This window comes from Delftia sp. PE138, assembly GCF_018320755.1.
GTDB classification, from domain to species: domain Bacteria; phylum Pseudomonadota; class Gammaproteobacteria; order Burkholderiales; family Burkholderiaceae_C; genus Comamonas; species Comamonas tsuruhatensis.
Map to the genome: position 1 here is coordinate 1,833,433 of NZ_JABEPN010000001.1, position 24,945 is coordinate 1,858,377.

The 24,945-nt window shown below is 63.0% G+C and carries 24 protein-coding genes; 16 read left to right on the forward strand and 8 right to left on the reverse strand.

Features of this window, described 5'->3' with window-relative positions:
- Positions 1-57: 57 nt before the first annotated feature.
- Genes HFGMBDPB_RS08310 through HFGMBDPB_RS08320 form a run of 3 tightly spaced genes read left to right on the forward strand, consistent with a single transcriptional unit; the run spans position 58 to position 2,304 of the window.
- On the forward strand, positions 58-708 hold the full coding sequence (locus tag HFGMBDPB_RS08310; protein ID WP_016449408.1) for an SET domain-containing protein: 651 nt from the start codon (positions 58-60) through the stop codon (positions 706-708).
- Complete coding sequence (locus tag HFGMBDPB_RS08315) at positions 705-1,535, forward strand: biotin--[acetyl-CoA-carboxylase] ligase (protein ID WP_016449407.1); 831 nt, start codon at positions 705-707, stop codon at positions 1,533-1,535. The genes HFGMBDPB_RS08310 and HFGMBDPB_RS08315 overlap by 4 nt, the downstream gene beginning before the upstream one ends.
- Positions 1,536-1,569: 34 nt before the next feature.
- Positions 1,570-2,304: a hypothetical protein gene (locus HFGMBDPB_RS08320; protein ID WP_034368854.1), complete on the forward strand. Its 735-nt coding sequence runs from the start codon at positions 1,570-1,572 to the stop codon at positions 2,302-2,304.
- 74 nt (positions 2,305-2,378) lie between these two features.
- Here HFGMBDPB_RS08320 and HFGMBDPB_RS08325 read toward each other — a convergent pair whose 3' ends face one another.
- Together HFGMBDPB_RS08325 and HFGMBDPB_RS08330 are read right to left on the reverse strand one after the other, a co-directional pair.
- The gene (locus HFGMBDPB_RS08325; protein ID WP_047218928.1) at positions 2,379-3,311 is read right to left on the reverse strand and encodes an N-formylglutamate amidohydrolase; all 933 of its coding nucleotides are present in this window, start codon (positions 3,309-3,311) and stop codon (positions 2,379-2,381) included.
- Positions 3,312-3,486: 175 nt separating this feature from the next.
- Complete coding sequence (locus HFGMBDPB_RS08330; RefSeq protein WP_026062916.1) at positions 3,487-4,455, reverse strand: Bug family tripartite tricarboxylate transporter substrate binding protein; 969 nt, start codon at positions 4,453-4,455, stop codon at positions 3,487-3,489.
- Positions 4,456-4,564: 109 nt separating this feature from the next.
- Between HFGMBDPB_RS08330 and HFGMBDPB_RS08335 the strand changes: the two genes are divergently transcribed.
- Positions 4,565-5,545 carry a LysR substrate-binding domain-containing protein gene (locus tag HFGMBDPB_RS08335; RefSeq protein WP_016454232.1) on the forward strand — a complete coding sequence of 327 codons (981 nt, stop codon included), beginning with the start codon at positions 4,565-4,567 and terminating at the stop codon, positions 5,543-5,545.
- Here HFGMBDPB_RS08335 and HFGMBDPB_RS08340 read toward each other — a convergent pair.
- The 3 genes from HFGMBDPB_RS08340 to HFGMBDPB_RS08350 form a co-directional block, all read right to left on the reverse strand.
- Positions 5,529-7,028 (reverse strand): sensor histidine kinase, encoded by a 1,500-nt coding sequence (locus HFGMBDPB_RS08340; RefSeq protein WP_016449402.1) that lies wholly within the window; start codon positions 7,026-7,028, stop codon positions 5,529-5,531. The two genes, HFGMBDPB_RS08335 and HFGMBDPB_RS08340, sit on opposite strands and share 17 nt — an antisense overlap.
- 95 nt (positions 7,029-7,123) lie before the next feature.
- The gene (locus HFGMBDPB_RS08345) at positions 7,124-7,798 is read right to left on the reverse strand and encodes a response regulator (protein WP_012202808.1); all 675 of its coding nucleotides are present in this window, start codon (positions 7,796-7,798) and stop codon (positions 7,124-7,126) included.
- A gap of 100 nt (positions 7,799-7,898) precedes the next feature.
- Positions 7,899-8,399 carry a MarR family winged helix-turn-helix transcriptional regulator gene (locus tag HFGMBDPB_RS08350; protein WP_017407164.1) on the reverse strand — a complete coding sequence of 167 codons (501 nt, stop codon included), beginning with the start codon at positions 8,397-8,399 and terminating at the stop codon, positions 7,899-7,901.
- A 147-nt stretch (positions 8,400-8,546) separates the two neighbouring features.
- Between HFGMBDPB_RS08350 and recA the strand changes: the two genes are divergently transcribed.
- Together recA and recX are read left to right on the forward strand one after the other, a co-directional pair.
- Positions 8,547-9,650 (forward strand): recombinase RecA, encoded by a 1,104-nt coding sequence (recA, locus tag HFGMBDPB_RS08355; RefSeq protein WP_151019362.1) that lies wholly within the window; start codon positions 8,547-8,549, stop codon positions 9,648-9,650.
- A 202-nt stretch (positions 9,651-9,852) separates the two neighbouring features.
- Positions 9,853-10,332: a recombination regulator RecX gene (recX, locus tag HFGMBDPB_RS08360; protein WP_016449399.1), complete on the forward strand. Its 480-nt coding sequence runs from the start codon at positions 9,853-9,855 to the stop codon at positions 10,330-10,332.
- Here recX and yddG read toward each other — a convergent pair.
- Genes yddG through argC form a run of 3 tightly spaced genes read right to left on the reverse strand, consistent with a single transcriptional unit; the run spans position 10,329 to position 14,084 of the window.
- Positions 10,329-11,249 carry an aromatic amino acid DMT transporter YddG gene (gene yddG / locus HFGMBDPB_RS08365; protein ID WP_212645196.1) on the reverse strand — a complete coding sequence of 307 codons (921 nt, stop codon included), beginning with the start codon at positions 11,247-11,249 and terminating at the stop codon, positions 10,329-10,331. The two genes, recX and yddG, sit on opposite strands and share 4 nt — an antisense overlap.
- Positions 11,250-11,271: 22 nt before the next feature.
- Positions 11,272-13,155, reverse strand: coding sequence for a hypothetical protein (locus tag HFGMBDPB_RS08370; RefSeq protein ID WP_212645197.1), 1,884 nt, complete (start codon positions 13,153-13,155; stop codon positions 11,272-11,274).
- Positions 13,152-14,084 carry an N-acetyl-gamma-glutamyl-phosphate reductase gene (gene argC / locus HFGMBDPB_RS08375; protein ID WP_212645198.1) on the reverse strand — a complete coding sequence of 311 codons (933 nt, stop codon included), beginning with the start codon at positions 14,082-14,084 and terminating at the stop codon, positions 13,152-13,154. The genes HFGMBDPB_RS08370 and argC overlap by 4 nt, the downstream gene beginning before the upstream one ends.
- A gap of 435 nt (positions 14,085-14,519) precedes the next feature.
- Here argC and sucC point away from each other — a divergent pair, with 435 nt between their 5' ends.
- The 10 genes from sucC (at position 14,520) to HFGMBDPB_RS08425 (ending at position 24,942) form a co-directional block, all read left to right on the forward strand.
- Positions 14,520-15,680, forward strand: a complete 1,161-nt coding sequence (gene sucC / locus HFGMBDPB_RS08380) for an ADP-forming succinate--CoA ligase subunit beta (protein ID WP_016449395.1) — start codon at positions 14,520-14,522, stop codon at positions 15,678-15,680.
- Between the two features lie 20 nt (positions 15,681-15,700).
- The gene (gene sucD, locus HFGMBDPB_RS08385) at positions 15,701-16,594 is read left to right on the forward strand and encodes a succinate--CoA ligase subunit alpha (RefSeq protein WP_016449394.1); all 894 of its coding nucleotides are present in this window, start codon (positions 15,701-15,703) and stop codon (positions 16,592-16,594) included.
- Positions 16,595-16,759: 165 nt separating this feature from the next.
- Complete coding sequence (locus HFGMBDPB_RS08390; RefSeq protein ID WP_016449393.1) at positions 16,760-17,452, forward strand: TerC family protein; 693 nt, start codon at positions 16,760-16,762, stop codon at positions 17,450-17,452.
- 294 nt (positions 17,453-17,746) lie between these two features.
- Positions 17,747-18,529, forward strand: coding sequence for a PP2C family protein-serine/threonine phosphatase (locus HFGMBDPB_RS08395; protein WP_047474588.1), 783 nt, complete (start codon positions 17,747-17,749; stop codon positions 18,527-18,529).
- Positions 18,530-18,777: 248 nt separating this feature from the next.
- Positions 18,778-19,488 carry an FHA domain-containing protein gene (locus tag HFGMBDPB_RS08400; RefSeq protein WP_017405118.1) on the forward strand — a complete coding sequence of 237 codons (711 nt, stop codon included), beginning with the start codon at positions 18,778-18,780 and terminating at the stop codon, positions 19,486-19,488.
- A 222-nt stretch (positions 19,489-19,710) separates the two neighbouring features.
- Entirely contained in the window at positions 19,711-20,151 is a 441-nt protein-coding gene (locus tag HFGMBDPB_RS08405) for a pilin (RefSeq protein WP_212645199.1), read from the forward strand.
- 187 nt (positions 20,152-20,338) lie between these two features.
- Entirely contained in the window at positions 20,339-22,180 is a 1,842-nt protein-coding gene (locus tag HFGMBDPB_RS08410) for a tetratricopeptide repeat protein (protein ID WP_212645200.1), read from the forward strand.
- Entirely contained in the window at positions 22,177-23,028 is an 852-nt protein-coding gene (locus HFGMBDPB_RS08415) for a glycosyltransferase family 2 protein (RefSeq protein ID WP_212645201.1), read from the forward strand. Before HFGMBDPB_RS08410 ends, HFGMBDPB_RS08415 begins: the two co-directional genes overlap by 4 nt.
- The gene (locus HFGMBDPB_RS08420) at positions 23,025-24,068 is read left to right on the forward strand and encodes a glycosyltransferase family 4 protein (RefSeq protein WP_212645202.1); all 1,044 of its coding nucleotides are present in this window, start codon (positions 23,025-23,027) and stop codon (positions 24,066-24,068) included. The genes HFGMBDPB_RS08415 and HFGMBDPB_RS08420 overlap by 4 nt, the downstream gene beginning before the upstream one ends.
- Positions 24,022-24,942 (forward strand): glycosyltransferase family 2 protein, encoded by a 921-nt coding sequence (locus HFGMBDPB_RS08425; RefSeq protein WP_212645203.1) that lies wholly within the window; start codon positions 24,022-24,024, stop codon positions 24,940-24,942. The genes HFGMBDPB_RS08420 and HFGMBDPB_RS08425 overlap by 47 nt, the downstream gene beginning before the upstream one ends.
- Positions 24,943-24,945 lie beyond the last annotated feature (3 nt).

The following is a 24,945-nucleotide window of genomic DNA, read 5'->3' on the forward strand; positions in this document are numbered from 1 at the left end:
GTGTACGTACGTGTACGCGCACGCGCATGTGTGCCTATTCAAGTTATCAGAGAAAACATGCCCCGCACAGCTTTGGCCCCTTCCGGCGGCCGCCGTATCCAGACCCGCCGCTCGGGTGTCCATGGCAAGGGCGTCTTCGCCGTGCAGGATCTTGCCGAAGGCGAGGTCCTTGTCGAGTACGTAGGGGAAATCGTCAGCTGGCAGGAAGCCCAGGACAGGCACCCGCACGACCCCAGCCAGCCCAACCATACCTTCTACTTCCACATCGACGAAGACCGCGTGATCGATGCCAACTACGGCGGCAATTCCTCGCGCTGGATCAACCACAGCTGCGCGCCCAACTGCTACACCGACGAGCGCGATGGCCGCATCTTCATCGTCGCACTGCGCAACATCGCCGCCGGCGAGGAGCTGAGCTACGACTACGGCCTGATCATCGACGAACCCTACACCAGGAAGCTGAAGGCCGAGTATCCCTGCTGGTGCGGTGCGGCCACCTGCCGCGGCACGCTGCTGGCGCCCAAGCGCGGCTGGCGCCCGCCCATGCCCGGCGATGCGTTGCCGGCCGGCGCAAAGCCGAAATCGGAAAAGTCTGAAAAGGCAAAGCGGCCCCAAAAACAGCAGGCCCAAGCGCCAAAGCCTTTGGGCAAACCCACCCAAGAGCCGAAGAAAAAATCCGGCACATCCTCGACAAAGGCGGGCGCATGATGGCTTCGTCCCCCATCCACTGGCCTGCGGAGTCGCTGTGGCAGGCCATCGAGCCGCAACTGCCGGGCTTTTCCGTGGAGATCGTGCCCAGCATCGGCTCGACCAATACCGAGCTGATGGCGCGCGCCCGCGATGGCCGCAACGAACCCGTGCTGCTGGTGACCGAAGTGCAGACCGCCGGCCGGGGCCGGCTGGGCCGCCAGTGGACCAGCGGCGTGGGCGATTCGCTGACCTTCTCGCTGGGCATGCCGCTGGCGCCTGCCGACTGGTCCGGCCTGTCGCTGGCCGTGGGCCTGAGCGTGGCGCAAAGCCTGCAGCCGCAATTGCCCGCCCCGGGCTCGCAGCGCCCGCGCATCGGCCTCAAATGGCCCAACGACCTGTGGATCGACGGCGACCGCAAGCTCGGCGGCATCCTGATCGAGACCGCCAGCTTTGTCGGCAGCGCCGCGCATGAGCCCGGCACGCCGCGCTACGTGGTCGTGGGCATCGGCCTGAATGTGCGCCCCCGCCCCGGCGACGGCATGCGCACGCCGCCGGCCAGCCTGCTGGAACTGGACGAGCGCCTGGACGCGCCCACCGCCCTGGCCTGCGTGCTGCCGGGACTGGTGTCCGACATCCAGGCCTTTGCCGCCCAGGGCTTTGCGCCGCTGGTGGACCGCTTTGCACAGCGCGACCTGCTGCGCGGGCGCGCCGTCAATCTCAGCGACGGCGAAAGCGGCATGGCCGAAGGCGTGGGCCGCGATGGCGCGCTGCTGGTGCGCACGGCGCGCGGCCTGCAGGCCATCACCAGCTCGGAAATCAGCGTGCGGCCGGCTGCTGTAGGCTAGAGCGATTGATGCACTAGGCCCGCCGAGAAACGACATGCTGCGAATTGCCTTTCTGCTGCTGGTGCTGGCCAATGCCGGCTACTACCTCTGGAGCCACGGCCAGCTCCAGGCCCTGGGCCTGGCCCCCCCGTCCACGACCGAGCCCGAGCGCCTGGCCCAGCAGGTGCGCCCCGAGGCGCTGAGCCTGCTGAGCGTGGACAACGCATCCACCACGCCCTCGCCGGCCGCCGCCGCCCCGTCCACGCCAGCGCCGGCCGCCACCCCGGCAGGCGGCGAGGAGCCCGCCCCTGCACCCAGGCCCGCCCAGGCCGCAGGCCAGCCCACCAGCTGCCTGGTGGCCACGGGCATCGAAGACCGCCATGCCGAGGCGCTGCGCCGCGGCCTCATCGCCCAGGTCGCCAGCGACCAATGGGACCTGAGCAGCACGCACCAGCCGGGCCGCTGGATGGTCTACATGGGCAAGTTCCCCGACGCCGAATTCCTGGAACGCAAGCGCGCCGAACTGCGCGCCCGCAAGATCGATTTCGACCGTGCGGGCGGCGCGCTGGAGCCGGGCCTGTCGCTGGGCCGCTTTTCCACCGAGGAAGCGGCCACGCGCGAGCTGACCAACTTCGCGCGCCAGGGCGTGCGCACGGCCCGCGTGGTGCAGGAGCGCCCCGACATCACGCTCTACACCCTGCGCCTGCCCCAGGCCACGGCCGCACTGCGCAGCCAGGTCGAGGCCATGGGCGGCAAGGCCTTCGAGGGCAAGCCGTTCAAACCCTGCTGAACCCGTTGGGCACGCCATGCGAAAAGGCCCGCGATCACAGGATCGCGGGCCTTTTTCATTTCAGCCGCAGCGGGTCAGAGCGCGCGCGGGTCGGTGGCCATGAGCTGCTCGACCAATACCTTCAGATCGGTGGTCAGGCGCAGGTAGCCGGCCTGGTCCAGTTCCAGGGTCTGCTCGTTCATGTAGAGCTTGCGGTTGATCTCGATCTGGATGCTGTGGCGGTGCTCGGCAGGCTTGCCGTAGCGGCGCACCAGCTCCACGCCCTTGTAGGGATGGTTGTAGTCCACGCTGTAGCCGCGCTCGCGCAGGAAGGCGCAGATGCGCTCGGACAGCGCGGGGCTGGCCGTGCTGCCGTCGCGGTCGCCGATGACGAAGTCGGCATGCACCAGGCCCGGGTGCAGCGTGGCATGGCTGGCGGCGACGGAAGGCATGGAATGGCAGTTGATGTGGATGCTGTAGCCATGGCGCGCATGGGCGGCGTCAATGGCGCGCTCCACGGCGGCGTGGTAGGGCTTCCAGCAGCGCTCGATGCGCTGCAGCAGCTCGGAGGCCGGCAACTGGCGGTCGTAGATGGGCACGCCCTCGTCGGTGAACTTCCAGATCAGGCCCTTGCCCAGGCGAACCTTCTGCAGCACGACCTGGTCGGTGGTGACGGGCAGCGGCCAGTCGCCTTCGATCATGGTGGTGTCGATCTCGGTGGTGTCGCGGTTGGCATCCAGGTAGATGCGCGGGAAATGCGCCTCCACCCAGCCCACGCCCATGCCTGGCGCAAAGGCATAGATCTTCTCCACATGCGTGTCCTCGGCCTGGCGCAGCGTGGCCAGCGGCAGGCAGGAGCCGAAGTCCTGCGGGTAGACCGTGCCGCTGTGCGGCGAGTCAAGCACCACGGCGCTGGTGCCGGCCACGCTGGTCACCATGGGCTGCGCGGCATCGGCCGCGCCGGAGCCTGCCGCGCCGGGCAGGGATTGCAGGAAGTTCTGACTGATCAGTCGCAGGACGGGATGCATGAGGAAGTGGTCTATCTCGGTTACGCATTGCACCGCTACGCTGCGGCCAGCCCGCCATGAAACTGGCGCGTCCCAGGCCAGGGACGCCGAGCAAGGGCCGCCCCGCAGCGAGGGCGTCGTCCCCCTCCCGCGAAGCGAGAGAGGGGGAAGGCGCGAGGCGCCTCAGGGGGAGCCTTTAATCCAGCTGGATCTGGGCCGTGGCGGCAATCTTCTTCATCTTGGCCACTTCGCTGGCGATCTGCTTGGTGAAAGCATCGCTGCTGGTGCCGGAGATGTACAGGCCCTGGGCAGCCATGCGCTTTTGCACGGCCGGGTCCTTGAGCGCGGCCGCGATGGCCTTTTGCACGCGGGCGATCTGCTCGGGCGGCGTGCTCTTGGGGGCCACGAGGCCGAACCAGGAAGGATCGTTCAGGTCGGCGTGGCCGGCTTCGGCATAGGTCTGCACATCGGGCAGCACGTCCAGGCGCTCATGCCAGGACACGGCCAGGGCCTTGACCTTGCCGCCCTTGATGTGGGGCAGCGAGGACGCGACCTGGTCGAAATACACGGGCACCTGGCCGCCGAGCACGTCGTTGATGGCCGGGCCTGCACCACGGTAGGGAATGTGCTGCATCTCGGTGCCCGTGCTCTTCATGAACTGGGCGCCCCACATGTGGCCGATGGTGCCGTTGCCGGGCGTGGCGAAGCTGACCTTGCCGGGGTTGGCCTTCAGGTACTTCACGAACTCGGCAAAGTTGTTGGCAGGCACCAGCTTGGGGTTGATCACGATCACGCCGGGCGCCTTGACGATCTCGGTCACGCCGACAAAGTCGTTGATGGCGTCATAGGGCAGCTTCTTGAACACGGCGGGGTTCACGCCATGGGTGGACAGCGTGGCAATGCCGAAGGTCACGCCGTCGGTGGCACGTGCCACTTCGGCCATGCCGATGGAGCCGCCGGCGCCGGCCTTGTTCTCGATCACCACCGCCTGGCCGCCCAGCAACTTGGGCAGCACGTCCTGCATGTTGCGCGGGACCATGTCGGTGGAGCCACCGGCAGGGAACGGAACGACGATGCGCAGGGGACGGGTGGTTTCCTGGGCGAAGGACATTCCAGGAACGACAGAAGAAGCGGCGATGGAAGCAAGGAAATGGCGTCGTTGCATAGGATCTTTCTTACAAACAAGGTCAGATTAAAAGAAATCTGCTCACAAAAAAAGCAAATACTGTGCCTGTTAATATTCCGAACAGGAATAGTTTCATCATATCCCTGTCATGAGTTTGCGCCGCCTCAACCCGCCCATACATCTGCTGCGCGCCTTCTCCACCGTGGTGCGCTTCGGAGGTGTCTCGCGCGCGGCCGAAGCCTTGCACTTGACGCAAAGCGCAGTCAGCAAGCAGATCCAGGAGCTGGAGAAGTGGGTGGGCGTGCCGCTGTTCGAACGCGAGCGCAAGCGCTTGAGCCTGACGCCTGCGGGCGAACGCTACGAGCGCGCCGTGCGCGCCCTGCTGGGCCAGCTGGAGGCGGCCACCCTCGAACTCATCACCAGCGATGACAGCCGAGGCGCGCTGCACCTGTCATCGCTGCCGACTTTCGCGGCCAAGTGGCTGATCCCCAGGCTGCCCCAGTTTCAGCAGCGCTATCCACAGATCACGCTGCACTTTGTACCCTACGTACACAGCTACCAATTTGACAGTCCGGGTCTGGACTGCGCGATTTTGTTCGGGGACGGGCATTGGAGCGGCGCGCACGCCCACTATCTGGTGGGCCGCCAGGTGGCGCTGATCGCACCGCCACATGGCACGGGCCCCGAGGCGCGCATCACCACGCCCCAGGACGTGGCGCGCTGCACGCGGCTGCGCCACGTGACCATTGCCGACGCCTGGGCGCGCTGGAGCGAGGCCCACGGCATCCACGGCATCAGCCCGCTGGCGGGCCCGCAGTTCGACCAGTTCCAGACCATCATTCGCGCCGTGATGGCGGGCATGGGCATCGCCCTGGTGCCACGCTGCCTGGTGCTTGACGAGCTTGCCGCCGGCCTGGTGAACGAGCCCCTGCCCCAGCACGGCTACCAGAGCGCCCTGGGCTACTGGCTGTGCTATCCGGCCGACCGTGCCAACCATGGCACGCTGGGCATCTTCCGCAACTGGTTGGTGGACCATGCGGCGCAGACACCGGGACGGGTGGCGATGGCCCCTGTAGCCCCCGATGCCCCTGCGGCAGCCGGTCAGGCGCCACCTATGCCGCAGGCTTAGGCGGCGGCGGCGAGCGCAGTGCCGTGAAGCGCACGCTGAAGCGTGCGCCCGGTGGCTGCTGGCCCGGATGCGCATCCTCCAGCACCACCTGCCCGCCATGCTGGCGCGCAATCTCCAGCACGATGGGCAGGCCCAGGCCCGAGCCATCGGCCTCCGAACCCAGCACGCGGTAGAACGGCTGGAACACCAGCTCGCGCTCGGCCTCGGGCACGCCCGGCCCCGAATCCTCCACCTGCAGCAGCAGGACCTGACCAAAAGGATCGGCCAGCACACGCACGGTGACCATGCCCGGCCGGCTGCTGGTGGAAGGCGTGTAGTTGATGGCGTTGTCCACGAGGTTGCGTACCAGCTCGGTCAGCAGCGTGGCATTGCCCTGCAGCCAGACGCCGGCGGCCGAGGACTCGGCGCCGTCATAGCCCAGGTCCACATGCTTGTCCATGGCGCGCGGCAGGCAGTCGCGCACCACGTCGGTGACGATGCGCACCAGGTTGCACGGCTGCATGGCCAGGCCCCGCCCCAGGCCCGCGCTCTCGGCACGCGCCAGCGCCAGCAACTGGTTGACGGTGTGCGTGGCACGGATGCTGGAGCGCGCGATCTGGGCCAGGGACTGCCGCAGCTCGCCCGTACTCACGCCCTCGCGCTGGGCCAGTTCGGCCTGCATGCGCAGCCCGGCCAGCGGCGTCTTGAGCTGGTGGGCCGCGTCGGCCAGGAAGCGCTTTTGCGTGGCCAGCGAGTCGCCCAGGCGGCCCAGCAGGTCATTGACCGAATCCACCAGCGGCACGACTTCCAGCGGCACGTCCTTGTGGTTGATGGGCGAAAGGTCCTCGGGCCGGCGCGCGCGGATGCGCTCCTCCAGCCGGTGCAGCGGCTTGATGCCGCGCGCCAGCGCCAGCCACACCAGCAGCGCGGCCAGCGGCAGGATGACGAACTGCGGCAGCATCACGCCCTTGATGATTTCCGTGGCCAGCACGCTGCGCTTTTCGCGCGTCTCGGCCACCTGGACCAGGGCCTGCGGTTCGCCCGGCAGGGGCATGCGCACCCAGACATGGGCCACGCGCAGATCGATGCCGCGAAATTCCGCATCGCGCAGCTGCACGGTGCCGCCGGACGGCAAGCCTGGAGGCGCCGCGCCAGTCAGAGCCTCGTCGGGCTCGGGCGGCGGCGGCAGGTCGCGCTCGCCGGCCAGGTATTCGCCCTTCACGCCCAGCACCTGGAAATACACGGTGTCCGATTCGTCGGCACGCAGGATCTCGCTGGCCGACTGCGGCAGGTTGAACAGCACCTTGCCGTGCTGCACCATCACCAGTTGGGCCAGCGCCTGGGCGTTGTATTCCAGCGCGCGGTCGAAGGGTTTGTTGGCCAGGCCCTGGGCCACCAGCCAGGTCAGCGCCAGGCTCACGGGCCACAGCAGCAGCAGCGGCGTGAGCATCCAGTCAAGGATCTCGCCGAACAGGGAGCGCTGTTCACGCTGGAAGATTTTCATCGGCGGGCAGCCCCTTACGACGGGTTCACGGCCCCGCGGCAACCACCACTATGCGCAGGCAAGCCAACCCGGGCCTGACAGCCACGGCAGCGGCCTCAGGACGCGATCTTCTCAAGGCAGTAGCCCAGGCCGCGCACGGTGGCGATGCGGATGGGGCCGCGCTCTATCTTCTTGCGCAGCCGGTGGATGTAGACCTCGATGGCGTTGTTGCTGACTTCGTCGCCCCACTCGCACAGGCGCTCGACCAACTGGTCCTTGCTGACCAGCCGGCCGGCCCGCTGCAGCAGCACTTCCAGCAGGCCCAGCTCGCGCGCCGACAGCTCGACCATCTTGCCGTCGATGGTGGCCACGCGGCCGGCCTGGTCGTAGACCAGCGGGCCGTGCTTGATGGTGCTGCTGGCGCCGCCCATGCCGCGCCGCGTGAGGGCGCGCACGCGCGCCTCCAGCTCGGACAGCGCAAACGGCTTGGCCATGTAGTCGTCGGCACCGTAGTCCAGCCCCTGCACGCGCTCCTCCACGCTGTCGGCCGCCGTGAGGATGAGCACCGGCAGCGCATCGCCGCGGCCGCGCAGCTTCTTGAGCACTTCGAGACCGTGCATCTTGGGCAGGCCCAGGTCCAGGATCAGCAAATCGAATTCGCTGCTGGTCATCAGCGCGGTGTCGGCCTCGCTACCATTGGCCACATGGCTGACCACGGCGCCCGAGCCGCGCAGGCTGCGCAGCAGGCCATCGGCCAGGACCTGGTCGTCTTCGGCAATCAGAATGCGCATGGGGGATGTCTCCTGTAATGCAGGCGCGCTCTGGGAGTTGGAAATGCGCGCCTTTAATTCCCAGGATTCTAGGATGCGCCCCGCAGCGCGGGCAGGGACCTTACCCGAGTGAGCCGCCGCCCGCGTAGGCCTCCAGCCCCAGCGCCACCACAGTGGCGATGTCGTCGCCGACTTCCTCGCGGAATTCGGCCTCGGCCTGGGAGACGGCGTCATGGAAAGCCTGCAGCCAGGCCAGGCCCGCTGGCGTGAAGCGGATGCGGCGCGCGCGCGCATCGCGCTCGTCGCTCTCGCGCGTGACCAGGCCCCAGGCCTCGCACTGGGTCACCAGGTCGCCCATGGACTGCTTGGTCATGCCTGCGCGCTCTGCCAGGTCCGTCAGCCGGTCGCCAGCCAGCGACAGATGCCGCGTGATGTGGATATGGGCCGCCCCCACCTTGTCGCGCGCAGCGAGGTTGGACAGTGCCAGCGGCACCTCCACATCGCGCGCCATGAGCTGCAGCACACGCGCGTCGAACCGCCGCATGGCATGGCCGAGCAACCGGCCCAGGTGGGTCTGGCGCCAGGCGTCGGCGGGCGGCGTGACAGGGGAAAGCTCACTCATGGATGCATTGTGAAGGCAAATCCAACAAGTCAGGAAAACTGACCAAAAACACCAACAAATCAAGGCAGCAAGCCCATAAACTACTGTTCAAGCATCCAGCCTGAATGCAAATACAGAGCTGAATCCATACCCAACCCAGGAGTCCGCATGAACACCGCCGTCACCACCGCCAACAGTGAAAAAGCCAAGGCCCTGCAGGCCGCACTCGCCCAGATCGAAAAGCAGTTCGGCAAGGGCACGATCATGCGCCTGGGTGAAGGCGAAGCCATCCAGGACATCCAGGTCGTCTCCACCGGCTCGCTGGGCCTGGACATCGCCCTGGGTGTGGGCGGCCTGCCCCGTGGCCGCGTGATCGAGATCTACGGCCCTGAATCCTCGGGCAAGACCACGCTGACGCTGCAGGTCATCGCCGAAATGCAAAAGCAGGGCGGCACCTGCGCCTTCATCGACGCAGAACACGCGCTGGACACCAGCTATGCCCAGAAGCTGGGCGTGAACCTCAACGAAGTGCTGATCAGCCAGCCCGACACCGGCGAGCAGGCCCTGGAAATCGTGGACAGCCTGGTGCGCTCGGGCGCCGTGGACATGATCGTCGTGGACTCGGTGGCCGCACTGACACCGCGCGCCGAAATCGAAGGCGAGATGGGCGACCAGCTGCCCGGCCTGCAGGCCCGCCTGATGAGCCAGGCGCTGCGCAAGCTGACCTCCACCATCAAGAAGACCAATTGCATGGTCATCTTCATCAACCAGATCCGCATGAAGATCGGCGTGATGTTCGGCAGCCCCGAAACCACCACGGGCGGCAATGCGCTGAAGTTCTACGCCTCGGTCCGCCTGGACATCCGCCGCACCGGCACCATCAAGAAGGGCGACGAAGCCATCGGCAACGAAACCAAGGTCAAGGTCGTCAAGAACAAGGTCTCGCCCCCGTTCAAGACCGCCGAGTTCGACATCCTCTTCGGCGAAGGCATCTCGCGCGAAGGTGAAATCCTGGACATGGGCGTCAACGCCAAGATCCTCGACAAGTCGGGGGCCTGGTACGCCTACAACGGCGAAAAGATCGGCCAGGGTCGCGACAACGCCCGCGAATTCCTGCGCGAGAACAGCGGCCTGGCCGTGGAGATCGAGAACAAGGTGCGCGACAGCCTGGGCATCGCCCTGCTGCCCACGGCCGGTGGCGATGCCTCCGAAGCCAAGGCCGCCAAGGCGGGCAAGGCCAAGGCCGACAAGGACGGCGTGATCGAGGCCTGAGCGCCCAGACCCCTCACTGCAGGCGCCGCCGCGCCTGCACACACTGTGTTTGCCATCTTGGCGCAGGCTCACGTCTGCGCCTTTTTTATCGCCGGGACGCCCCAAGGCAAAAAAGCGGCCCCCTTGGGGGGCAGCGGACCTTGCGCAGCAAGGGGAGCGTGGGGGCCCTTTTTATTCGGGACGATTCAGGAGACATTGCCGCATGGGATTCGCCAAGCTGTCGCTCAAGGGCCGGGCGCTCAAGCTGCTGGGCCAGCGCGAACATTCACGGCTGGAGCTGGAACGCAAGCTCGCCCCCCATGTGGAGGAAGGCGAGGACCTGGGCGCCATGCTCGACGCGCTGGAGCAGCGCGGCTTCATCAGCGCCGAGCGCGTGGCCGAGTCCGTGCTGCATCGCAAGGCCGCGCGCTTTGGCACATCGCGCGTGGTGCAGGAGCTGCGCAGCAAGGGGCTGGACGATGGCCTGGTGCGCGCCGCCGCAGAACAATTGCGCGCCACCGAACTGCAGCGCGCCCATGCCGTATGGCGCCAGCGCTTCGGCACACCGCCGGCCACCCCACAGGAACGCCTCAAGCAGATGCGCTTTCTGGCCGCGCGCGGCTTTGGCGGAGAAATAGCGAGCAAGGTGCTGCGCGGGCGCAGCGAAGACTGGGATGACGGAGCTGCAGACGAAGGCAACTAATCCACGCGCCGGGTTGCGCCCCAGCACACCAGCGACCCCACGGTCACCAGCGCCACGCCCTGCCAGAAGCCCCAGCCCGGCTGCACCTGCAGCCAGGCACTGGCCAGCAAGGCAGAGAACACGGGCGTGAAGTACGAGGCCGCCGCCATCACGGCCAGATGCCCGTGCTGTATGCCGTGCTCCCAGCAGCTGTAGCCCATGGCCGTGAGCCCGCCCACGGCCAGCAGCTGCAGCACCACGGTGCCTGACCAGTGCATGCCGCCTTCGCCACCCAGCCACAACCACTTGATCCACAGCGCCAGCGCAGTCCAGATCAGGAACAACCCCACGGCATTGTGCCCCCCACCCCAGCGCCGAGCAGCCAGCGAATAGCAGGGCCACAGCAGGGCCGCGCCAAAGGCGAGTCCATAGGCCAGCGGATTGGCCAGCATGTGGTCTGCCATGTCATGCATCTGCAGGGACTCGCCGCCCAGCACGCGCGTCAGCCCCCACAGGCACAGCAGCACCCCGGGCCACAGCCACCAGCGCGCATGCTGCTGGCGCAGCAGCACCGCCAAGACGATGGTCAGGCTGGGCCACAGGTAGTTGATCAGCCCCAGCTCCAGTGCCTGAGCGCGGTCCTGCGCCAGACCGATCGCCAGCGACAGACAGATTTCATAGACCGCAAACAGCAGCCCGCAGCCCCAGAAATAGGCCGGGTGCATGGTTCGCCATTGCGAAGGCCTGGGCAGGCCGCGCACGGCGGCCACGCACAGGGCGCTGACCGTATAGAGCATGGCAGCGCCGCCCACGGCGCCCAGCGGCTCGGCCACTGAGCGCATCAGGCCCACGGTGCAGCTCCAGCCCACCACGGCCAGCAGGCCGATGGCGGTGGCCCGGCCTGCGGCTGCAGGGGAACTGCTGTGCGCGGAAGACATGGGAAAGGCTGCGCGCGGCAGGTCAGTGCGGCTGCAGCACCTGGCGCAGCGAGCGGTAAAGCGCGTCCGAGCCGTGCGCGCGGTTGTCCGCATCGAAGGAGAACTCGTTGCTGGACTGCGTGCCGGTCGCGTCCTCGGGACGCGCCTCCATGAAGAAGGACAGGAAGCGCGCGCCCTGGCGGCGGTGCATGGTCAGCACTTTCTCCAGCCGCTGCGGCGACAGTGCCACCAGCGGATGGAACTCCGTCACGCCATAGGCGGTGTGGCCATAGCGGCGCAGCATCTGGCCGACCAGCGGCCCATAGGTGTCTTCGCCATACAGGCTGACACCCAGGGACAGCCCCGGCATGCGTTGCAGGCTGCGCTCCACGGCGTAGCGGCTGGCGTCCCAGCTCGGATTCGCATGGGGGTTGAGCTGGTGGGCAAAGCGAGGCACCCGGCCCAGGCAGCCGTGCCCGATGTGCTCGGAAAAGCCCTGGATGTAGTCGGCCACCTGCTGCTCGCGAAAATCGTTCCAGTCCGTCGCCAGCGGGTTGTAGAACAGCGCCAGCCGGTCCTGCGGGCTGTCCACCCAGAATTCCACGCCGTCCGGCAGCTTGCCGAAGTCAGGCAAGGCCTCGGCGGCATGGGGCCTGGGCTCGCCCTGGTGGCGGTCCATCACGGCGATCTGGCGCGTGGCCAGCAGGCCCAGGCTGCGCCCGCCGGCCTGCAGCACCACGTCGATGCGGTGCAGGCCCTCGCCCAGCGCCGGATAGCGGATGTCGGCACGCCAGCCCACATCGGGCGTGAGGAAATCAGGCTTGGCATGGGCCACATCCTGGCGGTGCATGTGCACGGGGGCGTGCGAGTAAGGGCGCCCGTCCACGAAGACGGCCACGGCCAGTTGCTTTTGCAGCTTCGCGTCGGGCGAGTGGACCCAGCCGGACACCGGGACCGTGCCAGCCGCATAGCTGTCGATGTGCTGGAAGAAGTTCTGCAGCGGCTCGCTGCGGATGTTGCGCGACGGAGGCTCCACCGCATCGAAGCTGGCGAACTCCGACTTCAGATGGGCATTGAGCCGCGCAATGTCGCCATAGCGCTGGCGCAGGAATGCATGGAAGCCCGCCACGGATGCAGGGCTGTAGTCGGTGACCGCATAGCCTTCGGCCGCGAACCCCATGCCGGCCTCGAAACCCGGGAACAGCTGGTGCGTCTCGCCCAGCACGGTGAGCGCACGCAGCGGATGCATGGCGGCATCGCCCGCAGCGCACATGCGCTCGGCCAGGGCATCGACCACCAGCTTGCGCACGCGCGTGATTTCATTGTCCTGCCGCGCAACCGACCACGGGAAGATGCGCGCGCCCAGATAGGTGTCCAGCGGCAGCGGTCCCTTGGGCGTCCAGGCCAGATTGGCGGGATCGGCGGCCAGGCGCTCCTCGGCCTGGGAGTGGACCTCGAAATGCGTGGCGAACAGGTAGAGCACCACGGGCCGCTGCGCCTGCGCCACCGTGCGCACCACGCGGTCCAGCGCCTCGCCCCGGACTTCCCAGGCCCGGCCGTTCCACTGCACATAGCGCAGCAGAGGCACGCTGAGCGTATAGCCCAGCTCCAGCCCCTCGCCCTGCGGCCGACCCAAGCGCTGCAGCGTGGCTTTCACCATTTCCGCGGCCGAGCCCTGAGGGCCCAGGCAACTGGCAGGCACCTGCTGGAATTCCTTGGGAAAATCCTCGCGCAGCCCGTCCTGCACCAGGCAGGCTTCCATATTGCCCAGCAGCGGACTCAGCAGCAGGCGCGATGAGGAAGGCAATGCCGGCCGCAGCTTCCAGGCGAACACAACGATCAGCAGACACAGCACGGCCAGGGCCAGGACATGGCCCCAGACCGGACCGCGCCGGCCCGGCAAGGACGGGGGCGCGGGGGGCCTCACAGGCCCAGCATGATCTGCAGGTTCTGCACGGCGGCGCCGCTGGCGCCCTTGCCCAGGTTGTCCAGACGGGCGATCAGCACGGCCTGGCGGTACTGCTCATTGGCGAATACACGCAACTCCAGCTTGTTCGTGTCGGTCAGCGTATCGGCAGCCAGCTTCATGTCTTCGGTGGGCGGCAGCACCGACACCCATTGCTCGGGCGTGTTGGTCGCCGCGTAGTGGGCGGCCAGCGCATCGTGCAGATCGGCGGCCTTGGGCGCGCCCGGCAGCAGGTCCAGATGCAGGGGCAGTTGCACCAGCATGCCCTGGCGGAAATTGCCCACGGCAGGAATGAAGACCGGGCGGCGCGTCATGCCCGTGTAGTGCAGGATTTCGGGAATGTGCTTGTGCGACAGGCCCAGCGCATAGGCCTCGTAAGGCGCGGCCGTGCCGGCCTCGTAGGCTTCGATCATGCTGCGGCCGCCGCCCGAGTAGCCGGACACCGAGGGCAGGCTCAGCGCGTAGTCGGCTGGAATGAGGCCTGCCGCCACCAGCGGGTGCAGCAGTGCGATGGCGCCCGTGGCATAGCAGCCGGGGTTGGCCACGCGCGTGGCAGCCTTGACGGCGTCCAGCTGGCCCTTGCGCAGCTCGGGAAAGCCGTAGACCCAGCCCGGCGCCACGCGGTGGGCGGTGGAGGCATCGATGATCTTGATGGCGCGGCCGGTCTCGGCCTCGATGGCGTCGACCATGGCCACGGTTTCGCGCGCAGCGTCGTCATGCAGGCACAGGATGACCAGGTCCACGCCGGCGATCAGCGCACGCTTGGCAGTAGGATCCTTTCGCAGCTCGGGCGCAATGCTGACCAGCTCCACGCCGGACAGATCGACCAGACGCTCACGGATCTGCAGCCCTGTCGTGCCTGCTTCGCCATCGATAAAGACTTTTGCCATCGCTGTATTTCTCCTGCTGCGCGGCCCTCCTGGAGCCGCTGCGGCACCATTGCCGCGTTCCAGCTGCGGATTCTCACCGAAACCGGGTCCCCCTGCGCCCGTTGTCGCAAAACGGTTGGCAGCGGCGATCCAGGGCCGCTGACATGCGCCTGTTACAAACGGCGGGCAGGGCCGCCTGCAGATCCTCTATAAGACAAAAGAGCTGTGGCGCCTGAAAGAAATGTCGGGAAACCGTCTTTTCCCTGACATATCAATGCATTGCACAGTTCCTGGCATGCTGCTTGGCCCGCAGGAAATTGTGGATTCTGCGCATGGGGGCGTGTCGGATGGCGCAGTGCAGCATGGTACATTCGGCGATTGCCAGGTCACTCCGCCTTGAGGCAGCACCCCAGGGCTACCGGGTCAATCCCCCCCTATTTGTTTGAGAGAGACATCATGAAGATTCATGAATACCAAGGCAAGGACATCTTGCGTCAGTTTGGTGTGCCTGTACCTCGCGGTATCCCTGCGTTCACAGTGCAAGAGGCCGTCGAGGCCGCCCAGAAGCTCGGCGGCCCCGTGTGGGTCGTGAAGGCCCAGATCCACGCTGGTGGTCGCGGCAAGGGCGGCGGCGTGAAGGTTGCCAAGAGCATCGACGACGTCAAGGCACTGGCTGGCCAGATCCTGGGCATGCAGTTGGTCACGCACCAGACCGGCCCCGAAGGCCAGAAGGTCCGCCGCCTGTACATCGAAGACGGCGCCGACATCCAGAAGGAGTACTACCTGTCGTGCGTGACCGACCGCGCCACGCAGAAGGTGGCCTTCATCGCTTCCAGCGAAGGCGGCATGGACATCGAGGAAGTGGCCCACTCCACGCCCGAGAAGATCATCACCATCTTCGTCGATCCCCTGGTCGGTCTGACCCAGGCCCAGGGCGAAGAGCTGGCCAAGGGCATCGGCATGCCTGCCGACTCCACTGCCCAGTTCATCGACATCTGCCAGAAGCTCTACAAGTGCTACATGGACACGGATGCCTCGCTGGTCGAGATCAACCCCCTGAACCGTGACAGCAAGGGCAATGTCATTGCCCTGGACGCCAAGTTCAACTTCGACGCCAACGCCCTGTTCCGCCTGCCCGAAATCGTGGCACTGCGCGACCTGGACGAAGAAGATCCCGCCGAAGTCGAAGCCTCCAAGTTCGATCTGGCCTACATCTCGCTGGACGGCAACATCGGCTGCCTGGTCAACGGTGCCGGCCTGGCCATGGCCACCATGGACACCATCAAGCTGTTCGGCGGCGAGCCGGCCAACTTCCTGGACGTGGGCGGCGGCGCCACCCCCGAGAAGGTCACCGAAGCCTTCAAGATCATGCTGAAGAACCCCAAGGTCGAAGGCATTCTGGTCAACATCTTCGGCGGCATCATGAAGTGCGACACCATCGCCACCGGCGTGATCACTGCCTGCAAGGCCGTGAACCTGCAAGTGCCCCTGGTCGTGCGCATGAAGGGCACGAACGAAGAACTGGGCAAGAAGATGCTGGCCGAGTCCGGCCTGCCCATCATTAGCGCCGACACCATGGCCGAAGCGGCCACGAAGATCGTCGAAGCCGTCAAGTAAGCAGGCCCGGAGAACACACCATGTCTATCTACATCAATAAAGACACCAAGGTCATCACCCAAGGCATCACGGGCAAGACGGGCCAGTTCCACACGGAAAAATGCATCGAGTACGCGAACGGCAAGAACTGCTTCGTGGCCGGTGTGAACCCCAAGAAGGCCGGCGAAAAGATCTTCGACGTGCCAATCTACGCCTCCGTCAAGGAAGCCGCACAAGGCACGGGCGCCACGGTCTCCGTGATCTACGTTCCCCCCGCAGGCGCTGCCGCCGCGATCTGGGAAGCCGTGGAAGCCGACCTGGACCTGGCCATCTGCATCACCGAAGGCATCCCCGTCCGTGACATGCTGGAAGTGCGCAACAAGATGCGCGCCAAGGAAGCTGCAGGCGGCAAGCGCACCCTGCTGCTGGGCCCCAACTGCCCCGGCCTGATCACACCCGACGAGATCAAGATCGGCATCATGCCCGGCCACATCCACAAGAAGGGCCGCGTCGGCGTGGTCAGCCGCTCCGGCACGCTGACCTACGAAGCCGTGGCTCAGCTGACCGAACTGGGCATTGGCCAGTCGTCGGCCGTGGGCATCGGCGGTGACCCGATCAACGGCCTCAAGCACATCGACGTGATGAAGGCCTTCAACGACGATCCCGACACCGACGCCGTCATCATGATCGGCGAAATCGGCGGTCCCGACGAAGCCGAAGCTGCCCGCTGGTGCAAGGACAACATGAAGAAGCCCATCGTCGGCTTCATCGCTGGTGTCACCGCCCCTCCCGGCAAGCGCATGGGCCACGCCGGCGCGCTGATCTCCGGCGGCGCCGACACGGCCGACGCCAAGCTGGCCATCATGGAAGAGTGCGGTTTCGTCATCACCCGCAATCCCTCCGAAATGGGCCGCCTGCTCAAGGGCCTGATCTAAGCGGCACCGGTTCTGCGTGACATCCAGGGTTCGCTCCAGGAAGAAATTACGCAGAATTACGAATCGGTAAGGCGGCAAGTCCGCCCTACACTGACGACTCCAAAAAAGAAAAAGCGCCAGAGGCTACCGCCCTGGCGCTTTTCAACTCATAACAGCGGAGAAACCATGGAATACCTGCAAAGCGCCGATTTCTGGATCGGCCTGTTGAAGATCGTCTGGATCAACATCATCCTGTCTGGCGACAACGCCGTCGTCATCGCCCTCGCAGCACGCTCGCTGCCTCCCGCACAGCAAAAGAAAGCCGTCATGTTCGGCTCCGGCGCCGCCGTGGTGCTGCGGATCATCCTGACCGTGGTCGCGGCCAAGCTGCTGGAGCTGTCGTTCCTGCAGATCGTGGGCGGCTGCCTGCTGCTGTGGATCGGCCTGCAGCTGCTGACCGGCGAAGAAGATGATGAAGGCGAATCCAAGGGCCATGGCAGCATGATGGTCGCCATCCGCACCATCCTGATCGCCGATCTGGTGATGAGCCTGGACAACGTGATCGCCGTGGCCGCCACTGCGCAGGGCAACATGGTCCTGCTGATCCTGGGCCTGGCCATCAGCATCCCGCTGGTGATCTTCGGCTCCACGCTGATGATCAAGCTCATGGAGCGCTTCCCCGTCATCATCACGCTGGGCGCCGCCCTGATCGGCTGGGTCGGCGGAGAAACCATCGTCAACGACCGCCTGCTGCACGGCTACGCCATCAGCCACCCCTGGCTGCACTATGTGGCGGCCGCAGCCGGCGCCGTGCTGGTCGTGGGCATTGGCAAGTTCCTGCAGGCGCGCTCAGGCGCAAAGCACGCAGCCCAGGCCTGACGCTGCCGCAGGCAGCACCTTCGCCGCATCACGAACGCACTGCCCCGGCAGTGCGTTTTTGCTTTGTGAGGACCCATCTTGATGTGGCGTCAAGCTGACGAGCCGTTGCGCCCGCGCATTCCGGGCACTTGCGCGCACTGTTTTCATTTACGCTGTGCACCGGTCTTCACCATTGCATCTGCACACCAGGGACTGATGGCACCACCGCCGAATCCGTCCTTTGCCACCATGCCCAGCGCCCCCAAAATCCCGGACCAACCCACCCGGCAGCAAGCTCCTGCCCAGTACTGCGCCATGGTTGCACGCACCGATGTGGGCCGGCGCCGTGACAACAACGAGGACGCCGTCACCATCCACCCCAGCGCCCAGCCCTGGCCCATTGCCGTGCTGGCCGATGGCATGGGCGGCTACAACGCCGGCGAAGTCGCCAGCGCCATGGCCATCAGCCTGGTATCCGTGGCGCTGCAAAGCACCACCACCGAGGCGCCCGTGGCCAACACGCCGCAGGCCCGCCAGGAATTGCAGCAGTCACTTGCCAATGCCCTGAACCTGGCCAACGCCGCCATCCTCACCGCCGCCCAGGAAACACCCGGCTGCCGCGGCATGGGCACCACCGTCATCGCAGCCGCTTTGCTGCCCGGCCTGCTGATGCTGGCCCACCTCGGCGACTCGCGGGCCTATGGATGGCGCGATGGCCAACTGCTGCGCCTGACCCGGGACCACACTTGGCTCCAGGAAGAAATCGATGCAGGCCGCATCCAGGACCACGAAGCCCGGCAGTCCGGCCTGGGCCACCTGCTCACCCAGGCCCTGGGCGTGACCCAGGACGTCACACCCGACTTCAATGAATGGCCGCTGCAGCCTGGCGACCGCATCCTGCTGTGCTCCGACGGCCTAACCGACATGCTCGATGACGACGCCATTGCCGCACTGTTCAAGCAGTCCAGCCCGCTGCCCGTGCTGCTGACCTCGCTGCTCACGGCCGCCAATGAAGCAGGCGGAAACGACAACATCAGCGCAGCGCTCATCGAACTCCAGGCCAACCCGCCCTCTGCCGCCTGCGCTGCCATCGATTGAGCCCAGACAGAGCGCAGGGATCGACGGCAGAACCCATCCGATGGACGCGCTTGCGTGCGCAGAAACCCCAGGTTCCAATTGTCAAAAATGATTGCGCACCCAACAATCGGTCAAAGACAAGCCATAGCCTGTATCAAATACGATGACGGACTCCGGCGTGCCCGGGCCGCAGACATAATAGTTGGATAGACCCCAGCTCCGGATCACCCAGTGCAGTGCAAGCCGGGCATAACAAAGGAATTTTGAGCATGCCGACCCTGGTCATCTCCATCGACGGCGCCGTCATCAAGGAAGTGCAGCTGACCAAGGAGCGCACCACGCTGGGACGCCGCCCCTACAACGACATCGTCATCGACAACCTCGCGGTCAGCGGGGAGCATGCCGTGCTCAGCATCGTCGACGGTGCCGTCATCATCGAAGACCTGCGCAGCACCAATGGCACCTATGTCAACGGCCAGCCCATACTGCGCCAGACCCTGAACCACGGCGACCTGCTGGACATCGGCAAGTACAAGATCCGCTTCGTGCAGCAGCAGGTCAGCGCCTCCTCGCGCTCGGCACTGGCGGCCATTGCCGCAGCAGTGGAGGCAACCCGCCCAGCCCCCTTGGCGGAAGACCTGCCATCGCAGTTCAGCACCCAGACCCCCTCAGGCTTCGACCACACCCTGCCGCCTTCGATGGCCGGCCTGGCCACACGCCAGGCTGCCATCCGCATGCTCAACGGCAACGCCGCCGGCCGCGAAGTCCCGCTGGTCAAAGTCGTCACTACCCTGGGCAAGCCCGGCGTGGCCGTCGCCTCCATCACCCAGAAGCACCACGGCTTCGTGCTCGCCCAGCTGGAAGGTGACGCCCTCAGCCTCAAGCTCAACGGCCAGGAAATCGGCCGCCGCCCCATGCCACTGCAGCACGGAGACACGGTGGAGCTGGCAGGCACGCAGATGCAGTTCCTGGTGGCGTGAGGAACCAGCTCGACCCCGCCGACAAGCCTCGCGTGACGTCTGTAGCAAGCGCACGATCTCTGACAAAAACGTCACAACAAGTGGATCAATTTGTCAGAGAATGGCGTCCAACCGTGTCAGTTGCAACCAAACCATACATAGACCTGGACCTTGGCCCCCTGGAGCGACTGGCACGGCTCTTGCTCAGTAGAGCATGCAATCAACCCCTATGAGGAGAAGTTCATGAAGCGTTCCATCCAGCAAGGTTTTACCTTGATCGAATTGATGATCGTTGTGGCGATCATCGGCATCTTGGCAGCGGTTGCGCTGCCGGCTTATCAGGATTACACGGCACGTGCCCAAATGTCGGAGGCCATGACTCTGGCCAGCGGCGCCAAGGGTGCTGTGACTGAATCGTATTCCAACAACGGTGCTTGGCCGGCCACCAATGGCGCCGCTGGACTGGCAACCGCAAACACCATTACCGGCAAGTACGTGAACAACGTTTCCGTTGCTGATGGCGTTATTACCGCCCGGATGAAGAGCACTGGCATTACCAAGGATATTCAGGGCAAGACCTTGGTTCTCAGCCCCATTACTCGAGTGGGTTCGATCGAATGGAAGTGCAAGCCCGGTGCTGGTGGCGCTCCTCTCAAGTTTTACCCTGCTTCTTGCCGCGGCTAAGCCTTTGACGACGGTATAGCAGCGCAATCAGCGCATCCGACTGCCCGCTATTGCGGGCAGTTTTTTTTGAGAAGGACAAAGTAGTTTGCTGAGAAGAAATGCATGGTGCCTAGCTTTCTGGCTGTTCATCGGTCTATGCTTGGCAAGCTATCTGCCCGGTCTAAACGGCGGTTTCCTATTCGATGACATGCCGAACCTCTCCGAGTTGGGAGCACGTGGAGGGGTGGAGAATTGGGACAGTTTCAGGGCTTTCGTGTTGCATGGTTCCGCAGGCCCCCTGGGCCGCCCAGTCTCTCTCGCCAGCTTTCTGCTGGACGACAATTTTTGGCCCAGTGCCCCCGCTGCGTTCAAGCGCACCAACTTGCTGTTGCACCTGCTGACGGGCGTGCTTCTGTGCTGGACGACGCTGAACCTGCTGCGGCTGTATGGGGTTCGGGAGGAGCAGGCCCGCTGGGGCGCCGTCCTCAATATGGGCTTCTGGCTGCTACACCCCTACATGGTCTCCACCACGCTGTACGTGGTACAGCGCATGGCGCAATTGGCAACGCTGTTCGCCCTAGCCGGACTGGCGGGCTATCTGCATGGGCGCCTGCTGATGCGGCGCCGGCGTATCGGGGGGTATCTCTGGATGAGCGCTTCCCTGGGCCTGGGCACCTTACTCGCCACCTTGAGCAAGGAGAACGGTATTTTGCTGCCCATGCTGGCCATGCTGGTCGAATGGTGCAGGCCCGTGACCGTTGCTGCTGGACCAACGCAAACTGAGCGCCCCGACTGGCGCTGGCGCCTGATTTTTCTATGGCTGCCCAGCTTGGCCGTTTTCTGGACACTTGGCAAGGAGATCAATTTCTCACCCGATGTGTGGCCGGCCCGCCCTTTCAACCAGGTCGAACGCTTGCTCACCGAACCCCGCATCGTCTGGGAATACCTGCAGCATCTGTTCATCCCGCGTATAGAAGGCCTGGGCCTGTTTCAGGACGGCTATGAAATCTCGACCAGCCTGCTCAGCCCATCAACCACGCTGCCCAGCCTTGTCGGGTTGGCAATACTGCTGCTCGCAGGGCTGCTACTACGTCGACAGCAGCCTTATGTAGCTCTGGCCATACTGTTCTTTTTCGTATCCCATCTCATCGAATCCACGGTCGTGGGCTTGGAGTTGTACTTCGAGCACCGCAACTACGCTGCGGCGCTGTTCCTTTTCCTGCCCATCGTCATGGGACTACTATGGCTGGCTGAAAAGAAAAGCATGTTCATCGCGGCCACGACGCTGTGCGCCATGTTGGCCCTGCTGGCCCTGCTGACTTGGCAGCGTGCCACACTATGGTCAAACACAGAGGCCTTGCAGAACTATTGGGCCGTGGCCTCTCCCCTGTCGCCGCGGGCTCAGAACCATCTGGCCATGCAGATGTTCAAGTCCAATCAGCCAGAAAAAGGCTTCCAGCTCCTAGAACAAGCCTCGGAGAGGCTCCCTCAAAGCTCGCTTTTGACGATGCAATGGCTGCTTCAGAAGGTCTTACACAAAGAAGCCACTCCCCAGGACTTTGCCAATGTGAGAAGCCAACTGCCGAACCAGCGTTTCGACGCCCAGGCTCTGCTGGGCATACGCATGATTGTCGACAGCTTGCAGGAAACAGGCACACGCCCAGAGTACCGGCGGCAGATGCTTGAGCTGCTGGATGTAATGCGCGGTCTGCCACGCTATACGGCAGTACCACTGTTCAACCGTCTGGAGCCCTACCTGCGTGGCAGCTTGCTACTGAGTCAGGGAGAATACGCGCAGGCAACCACCAGCTTCAAGCAGGCCATAGAGAAGTATCAGGACATTGATGCCGCGCTGCCCATGGTGGCAGACATGGGCAACTCCAATCGTCCTCAGGAAGCTCTGGAACTATTGCAAGCAGCCAAGGATGTCTATGCCCAGCAATCCAATAGAACGCTTAAGAGATCAAGAGAAAGCTATGAACAGGAAATCGAGCGCTTCAACCAACTCTTGCTCCTCGATATACAAGCCATAAAGCCAGGTCACAAATGAAGCTCAGCATCGTATTACCAGCCAAGAATGAAGCTCTCAGTGTAAGCGATACGGTACGAAAGATCCTATCGGAGGTTGCCCATGCCGAAGTAATTGTCGTGAGCGACGGATCAACCGATCATACTGCACAATTGGCCGAACAGGCAGGTGCCCATGTAGTGCAGCACCCGTATAGCAAAGGAAATGGTGCGGCCATAAAAACTGGAGCGCGAGCGGCCAAAGGTGAAATTATAATTTTCATGGATGCCGATGGCCAGCATGACCCAGCAGATATCGCAAGGCTGCTTGAGAAAATTCACCAAGGCCATGATATGGTGGTAGGTGCAAGACAAAAAGGTTCGCAAGCAAGCTTAGGACGCGGCATCGCGAATGCGTTTTACAACCGGTTGGCATCGTGGATGACGGGCCATCGCGTGGAAGATCTGACTTCCGGCTTCAGAGCGGTACGCGCCGACAAGTTTCGCGAATTTCTTTATCTCTTACCCAACGGGTTCTCCTACCCTACAACAAGCACGATGGCATTTTTCCGTGCTGGCTACTCGGTAGCGTATGTACCAATCCATGCGGCGCAACGTATGGGAAAAAGCCATATTCGTCTAATTCGCGATGGCGCGCGATTCTTACTCATCATATTTAAAATCGGCACACTATTTTCACCTCTTAAGATTTTCGCCCCCGTGGCATTTTCAATGTTAGCTCTAGCGTCCGGCTGGTACGGATGGACATGGTGGCATCATGGTCGCTTCACAAATATGAGTGCCTTGCTCTACAGTGGCAGCGTAATGGTATTTCTCATGGGCTTGATATCTGAGCAAATAACAGCCTTAATGTATAGGGGACGGGATTGAGCCTATCCACCAACCAAAATCACCTTGGGGTCTGGTTCCTTGCAATTAAAACCGGGACGGGCACAGACGTTTTCACATTGCAACTCTGTTCCGCCCTCAACGCAAGAGGAATCCGTGCAGAGATCACATGGCTGCCGCACCATGCTGAATATTTTCCTTGGATGGTAAAAATCCCGCAAAAACCAGCCTGGGCCAATATAGTCCACCTAAATACATGGACTCACGATCGGTTTATACCCAAATCCATTCCAATCGTCGCAACTATGCACCTATGTGTGCACGATCTGGCGCTGCGCCCTTACAAAAGCCTGATTCAGCACCTCTATCACCAATACTGGATCCGCCCAACAGAGAAGTCACTACTCCTCCGGGCAGACAAAACTATTGCGGTCAGCCACTATACGGCGTGCCGCACACAAGAATTCTTCCAGACCAAAGAAATTCAAGTCATCCCCAATGGAATACCTATATCACCATCGCCAGCCATTAAAGCCCATGATCCGCACCAGCCATTCCGTCTGCTATATGTTGGCAACTGGTCGAAAAGGAAGGGAGTCGATCTCCTGCCAGGTATCATGCAAATGCTGGGTCCGGATTTTGAACTTTACTATACCGAAGACGCGCATGGCCTCCACAAGAAAATCAATCTTCCCTCAAACTGCAAATGCGTTGGCCGGTTAAACCAAGAGCAACTACAACAGGCTTATATCAATGCACACGCTTTAATCTTCCCATCTCGACTGGAAGGACTACCTCTAACAGTCATGGAAGCAATGGTAAACAGTCTCCCCGTTGTCGCAGCACACGCCTCTTCTCTGCCCGAACTGGTGACAAATGGAGTAACAGGCATTCTCTTTCCTCAAGATGATATAAATTCCGCTGTAGTTGCCATTAGAAAACTAGCGTTATATCCCGATTTTTGCAAGATACTTGGCGAGAATTCAAGAAAAACGATAGCATCCAGTTTCAGCCTCAACACGATGACAGATGCTTATGAAAAAATATACAGAGATATTAGATCCGAGCACTTACAATCATAAAAAGATTGTGGCAGTGATTCTCAATTACAGAACACCAGAGAAAACCCTGAAATGCCTTGAAACCCTTGTTGATCAAGGTATTTCACGCATTATCCTTGTCGAAAATTCAGAAGATGGTGGAGTTACGCTAGCAGCGATGCAGCGAGGACTGGATTCTATTTCAGAAAAAGAAGTATCAGTTGCAATCCTAGACAATGGTAAAAACCTTGGATTCTCTGCAGGAGTTAACATTGCTCTTGCAAGCAAATATATAAGAAAGGAAGATTCGGTATTACTAATAAATTCAGATGCTCATCTGATGCCGAATTCACTTGCAAATCTCATTTCAGCGCTCCCTGCTGGGGCAGATATTGCAGCTCCGCTAGTCGCGGAACCCGGTCACTCGCCTCGTCCACCTTTATTTTACTACAACAGATATTTTGCCCTATTGACTAGACACAGAATCCCAGGATCATTCCCTTATATCACAGGTGCCTGTATGATGATTTCATCAAAGGTTGTTAGCTCACAGTTATTCAATGAGAAGTTTTTCTTTTATGGCGAAGATGTGATGCTGGGGGCCACCATGATTCAGCTGAGAAAGAATTTCACTGTTGTAAAAAATAGTATTGCCGTGCACGAAGGCTCAGGAAGCGCAAAAAATGGTTCACTATTTTATGAATATCACATAAATAGAGGGCATTGGCTTCTGGCACGAGAGCTATTTCCAGAGAATATTAAATACAGCGCAGCTTTATTTTTCAGGATCTTCACACTAACAGTTCGCGCAATATTACGCTCAATCAGATTAAGAAGCACATTACCCCTGAAAGGATTTTTTAGAGCTAGTAGCGACTTCTTTTCAGGTGAAAAAAATTTTCCGAACTCTAAATAGCCA

What these genes read in the sequence shown, in the direction of transcription:
- HFGMBDPB_RS08310 (WP_016449408.1), top strand. Translation starts at nt 58, where the DNA reads ATGCCCCGCACAGCTTTGGCCCCTTCCGGCGGCCGCCGTATCCAGACC.
- HFGMBDPB_RS08315 (WP_016449407.1), top strand. Translation starts at nt 705, where the DNA reads ATGATGGCTTCGTCCCCCATCCACTGGCCTGCGGAGTCGCTGTGGCAG.
- HFGMBDPB_RS08320 (WP_034368854.1), top strand. Translation starts at nt 1,570, where the DNA reads ATGCTGCGAATTGCCTTTCTGCTGCTGGTGCTGGCCAATGCCGGCTAC.
- HFGMBDPB_RS08325 (WP_047218928.1), bottom strand. Translation starts at nt 3,311, where the DNA reads ATGCATCCCGTCCTGCGACTGATCAGTCAGAACTTCCTGCAATCCCTG.
- HFGMBDPB_RS08330 (WP_026062916.1), bottom strand. Translation starts at nt 4,455, where the DNA reads ATGCAACGACGCCATTTCCTTGCTTCCATCGCCGCTTCTTCTGTCGTT.
- HFGMBDPB_RS08335 (WP_016454232.1), top strand. Translation starts at nt 4,565, where the DNA reads ATGAGTTTGCGCCGCCTCAACCCGCCCATACATCTGCTGCGCGCCTTC.
- HFGMBDPB_RS08340 (WP_016449402.1), bottom strand. Translation starts at nt 7,028, where the DNA reads ATGAAAATCTTCCAGCGTGAACAGCGCTCCCTGTTCGGCGAGATCCTT.
- HFGMBDPB_RS08345 (WP_012202808.1), bottom strand. Translation starts at nt 7,798, where the DNA reads ATGCGCATTCTGATTGCCGAAGACGACCAGGTCCTGGCCGATGGCCTG.
- HFGMBDPB_RS08350 (WP_017407164.1), bottom strand. Translation starts at nt 8,399, where the DNA reads ATGAGTGAGCTTTCCCCTGTCACGCCGCCCGCCGACGCCTGGCGCCAG.
- recA (WP_151019362.1), top strand. Translation starts at nt 8,547, where the DNA reads ATGAACACCGCCGTCACCACCGCCAACAGTGAAAAAGCCAAGGCCCTG.
- recX (WP_016449399.1), top strand. Translation starts at nt 9,853, where the DNA reads ATGGGATTCGCCAAGCTGTCGCTCAAGGGCCGGGCGCTCAAGCTGCTG.
- yddG (WP_212645196.1), bottom strand. Translation starts at nt 11,249, where the DNA reads ATGTCTTCCGCGCACAGCAGTTCCCCTGCAGCCGCAGGCCGGGCCACC.
- argC (WP_212645198.1), bottom strand. Translation starts at nt 14,084, where the DNA reads ATGGCAAAAGTCTTTATCGATGGCGAAGCAGGCACGACAGGGCTGCAG.
- sucC (WP_016449395.1), top strand. Translation starts at nt 14,520, where the DNA reads ATGAAGATTCATGAATACCAAGGCAAGGACATCTTGCGTCAGTTTGGT.
- sucD (WP_016449394.1), top strand. Translation starts at nt 15,701, where the DNA reads ATGTCTATCTACATCAATAAAGACACCAAGGTCATCACCCAAGGCATC.
- HFGMBDPB_RS08390 (WP_016449393.1), top strand. Translation starts at nt 16,760, where the DNA reads ATGGAATACCTGCAAAGCGCCGATTTCTGGATCGGCCTGTTGAAGATC.
- HFGMBDPB_RS08395 (WP_047474588.1), top strand. Translation starts at nt 17,747, where the DNA reads ATGGTTGCACGCACCGATGTGGGCCGGCGCCGTGACAACAACGAGGAC.
- HFGMBDPB_RS08400 (WP_017405118.1), top strand. Translation starts at nt 18,778, where the DNA reads ATGCCGACCCTGGTCATCTCCATCGACGGCGCCGTCATCAAGGAAGTG.
- HFGMBDPB_RS08405 (WP_212645199.1), top strand. Translation starts at nt 19,711, where the DNA reads ATGAAGCGTTCCATCCAGCAAGGTTTTACCTTGATCGAATTGATGATC.
- HFGMBDPB_RS08410 (WP_212645200.1), top strand. Translation starts at nt 20,339, where the DNA reads ATGCCGAACCTCTCCGAGTTGGGAGCACGTGGAGGGGTGGAGAATTGG.
- HFGMBDPB_RS08415 (WP_212645201.1), top strand. Translation starts at nt 22,177, where the DNA reads ATGAAGCTCAGCATCGTATTACCAGCCAAGAATGAAGCTCTCAGTGTA.
- HFGMBDPB_RS08425 (WP_212645203.1), top strand. Translation starts at nt 24,022, where the DNA reads ATGAAAAAATATACAGAGATATTAGATCCGAGCACTTACAATCATAAA.